General features: G+C 70.0%; 3 protein-coding genes. 1 reads left to right on the forward strand and 2 read right to left on the reverse strand.

Going from position 1 to position 3005, the window contains the following annotated elements:
- Together VF468_04275 and merA are read right to left on the reverse strand one after the other, a co-directional pair.
- Positions 1-271, reverse strand: a 271-nt coding sequence (locus tag VF468_04275; GenBank protein ID HEX5877530.1) for a hypothetical protein, incomplete at its 3' end; no start/stop codon positions are given.
- Positions 272-284: 13 nt separating this feature from the next.
- Entirely contained in the window at positions 285-1679 is a 1395-nt protein-coding gene (merA, locus tag VF468_04280; protein ID HEX5877531.1) for a mercury(II) reductase, read from the reverse strand.
- 96 nt (positions 1680-1775) lie between these two features.
- Between merA and VF468_04285 the strand changes: the two genes are divergently transcribed.
- Positions 1776-2165: a heavy metal-responsive transcriptional regulator gene (locus VF468_04285; GenBank protein HEX5877532.1), complete on the forward strand. Its 390-nt coding sequence runs from the start codon at positions 1776-1778 to the stop codon at positions 2163-2165.
- Positions 2166-3005: the final 840 nt, after the last annotated feature.

Raw genomic sequence — 3005 nt, forward strand, 5'->3', positions numbered from 1 at the left:
GGCCGCCGGCGGCGACCACCGGGCCGGTGGGGTGGCGGGTGACGGCTCCGTTAGCGGCCAAGATGGCGAGGCTGGACTCGACCTTGTCTGGCGTGAGGTCGGTGTCAGCGGCCAGGGTGGGAATGTCCACGGGCGCCACGGTGGCCAGCAGCTGCCGGAACGCGGCTCGGCGTACGCGGGCGGCATCGCTGTCGAGGATCGTGAGCAGCTCGCTCGGGGCATCGGGGTGCGGGCCGCAGTGCTGGGGGTCCCTGGGTTCAGCGTGGGGCATCGTGGGCTCCTGGTTAGGCACAGCAGGAGGTGGGTAGCTCGTTGCGGAACAGGCCGGCGGCCAGCCGCAAGCTCTCGGCCATGGTCAGATACGGGGCCCAGGTGTCGGCGAGGTCGTCGACGGTCATCCCTGCCTTGATGGCGTAGGTGGCGGCCAGCATCATCTCGCCAGCGCCGTCGGCGACCGCGTGCACGCCGAGGACCTTGCCGTTGGCCGCGTCCGCGACGAGCTTGACCGCTCCGCGGGTGTCGTGGTTGACCAGCGCCCGGGGCACGTCGTCGAGGGCGAGGACACGGCATGCGCAGTCATGCCCGCGGGCGAGCGCCTGCTCCTCGGTCAGCCCGGCAGACGCCAGTTGCGGGCGGGTGAACATGACCGCGGGCAGGCCGGTGTAGTCGACCGATTCGGCCGGCGTGGTGTCGGGGCCGAGGGCGTTGATGGCGGCGACCCGGCCGGCCGCGGCCGCGACGTAGACGTACTGCGGGGTGCCGGCGACGTCCCCGGCGGCGTACATCTTCGGATTGGTGGTGCGCTGGTGCTCGTCGATGGTGATGAAGCCGCGGGCGTCGGTGTCCACGCCGGCGGCGGCCAGGTCGAGTGCGGTGGTGTCGGGGCGGCGCCCGGTGGCGACCAGCAGCCGGTGCCCGGTTGCTTCCCGTCCGGAGCTGGTGGTCACGGTGACCAGTCCGTCGGGGGTGGGCCTCACGCGGGTGGCGTGCTCCTCGATGAGGGTGATGCCGTCGTCGGCGAAGACGCGTGCCATGACCGCGCGCAGCTCGGGCTCGGCGTGCGGCGCCAGCCGACCGACCAGAGTGACCCGGGCGCCGAGGTGGGCGAACAGCTGAGCCTGTTCCATGCCGACGTAGCCGCCGCCGATGACCACCAGCGAATCAGGTATCTCGGTGAGCTCCATCGCGGTGGTCGAGGTCAGGTAGTCGACCGCTCCGATGCCGTCGATGCCCCCCGTGTGGGGCTCGGACCCGGTGGCGATGACGTAGCCGTGCGCCCGCAGTGGCTTCCCGTCCACCGTCAGGGTCTCCATGTCCACGAACCGGGCCTCACCCGCCAGGACCGCGAAGCCCCAGGCGTCGGCGATGTCGGCGTACTTGTGCTGCCGTAGCCACCCGACCAGCTCGGTCTTCTGCGCGACCAGCGCGCCCAGGTCCACGCCATCGGCGCTGGTCGGCGCCCCGCCGAACGGGTTCGTGAGCGACGCGTGCCGGGCGCCGGCCGCGGCCAGCAGCGTCTTGGACGGCACACAGCCCACATTCACACAGGTTCCGCCGAGCACGCCGCGCTCGACCAGCACGACGGTGGCGCCGGCCCGGCGGGCCGCGATGCCGGCGGCCATCGCCGCACCCCCGGAACCGATGACGGCGAGATCGACGACCGGGGAAACCTGGCGCATGGGCATTCTCCTCGTGGTTTGGCTCGGGTGTTGACTGGAACCAGTCTCAACCTTCCAGCATGCTGGAAGGTCAAGTCGCAGACAGCAGGGAGCAAGATGCGCATCGGCGAACTCGCCAAGACCACCGGCACCACCGCGAAGACGCTGCGGTTCTACGAGGACGTCGGGCTGCTCACTCCTGCTGGACGCACCGCCAGCGGCTACCGCGAGTTCACGCCCGACGCAGTGGACCGGCTGGACTTTATCCGCCGCGGCCGCGCCGCGGGTCTCACACTGGCCCAGATCCGCGAGGTCATCGAGCTCCGCGACGCCGGCGCCACCCCCTGCCGACACGTGCAGGACCTGCTCAGCTCCAGGCTCGCGGGCCTCGACCGGCAGATTGCCGAACTGCAGGCGCTTCGCGAGACAGTCGCCCAGCTGCGTGACGACGCCAGCACCGCCGACCCCGCCGCCTGCCGCCCACGGGACGTCTGCCGCTACCTGTAGCGCAGGTGGCCCAACTCCCTCGCACGGCATGCCGACCCCGGAGCTGGACCATGTCCTACGACCGATCGTGAAGCCTGTACCCGGCTACAAGGTCAACCCGGGGGCGAGAACTTGCCCATCCGACTTTCAGGACAGGTCGTGGTCTCGTTTCCACTGAGCGGTTGCACTCTTGTGGTGCACCCCGAACAGTCTGGCCGGGAACCACCACTTGACCGCCCGACCCAGTGTCGTACGGCGGCACCAGCAGTCGGCGTCGCAGCCACATTCGCGGTTGCGAGGATTGTGCAGACGCTGGATCACGCCCCGGCTCACGGTGCCAAGTCTAGGTCGCTGGGTGGGGTGAACGGGACCATCGATGCTGGGCGGCGGTCGGTGGGGCTGGCGAGAGCCGCTCGGAACTGATGCCGTGAACCTGCCCAGCCCGAGACCCGTGAGAACGTTCGGCAGGCCCCCGCCGAGTTCCGGGAGGTCGTTCCTGGACGCGAGGACGCGATTGCGATTTGAGTCGTGCCGCGTTTATGCCCCGAAAACGACAGCGCAAGCCGTCTAATCGGAGCAGACGACGTCAAGACACCCGGGGACCGGGCACTCGGCTCGTCCGCGTCTGCGCAGGTCAGAGCACACTTCGTCAAGAACGGTCCAAGAACTCAGCGGGGAAGAGCGCACGCGCCGGAGGTCCAGAGGTCGCGGGTTCAAATCCCGCCCCCGCTACCAACGAAAGTGCAGGTCAGGCCCCGGTTCCCGCAAGGGAGCCGGGGCCTGATTCGCTCCCGTAAGGGAGCGGATCCAAGACATGGCTCAGCGGGGCGGCTCGTCGTCCTCCGCGCTGCTCATCGGCTC

This window comes from Actinomycetota bacterium (assembly GCA_036280995.1).
Taxonomy (GTDB): Bacteria; Actinomycetota; CALGFH01; order CALGFH01; family CALGFH01; genus CALGFH01.

Coding starts and splice junctions, on each gene's coding strand:
- merA (HEX5877531.1), bottom strand. CDS start 1,679: ATGCGCCAGGTTTCCCCGGTCGTCGATCTCGCCGTCATCGGTTCCGGG.
- VF468_04285 (HEX5877532.1), top strand. CDS start 1,776: ATGCGCATCGGCGAACTCGCCAAGACCACCGGCACCACCGCGAAGACG.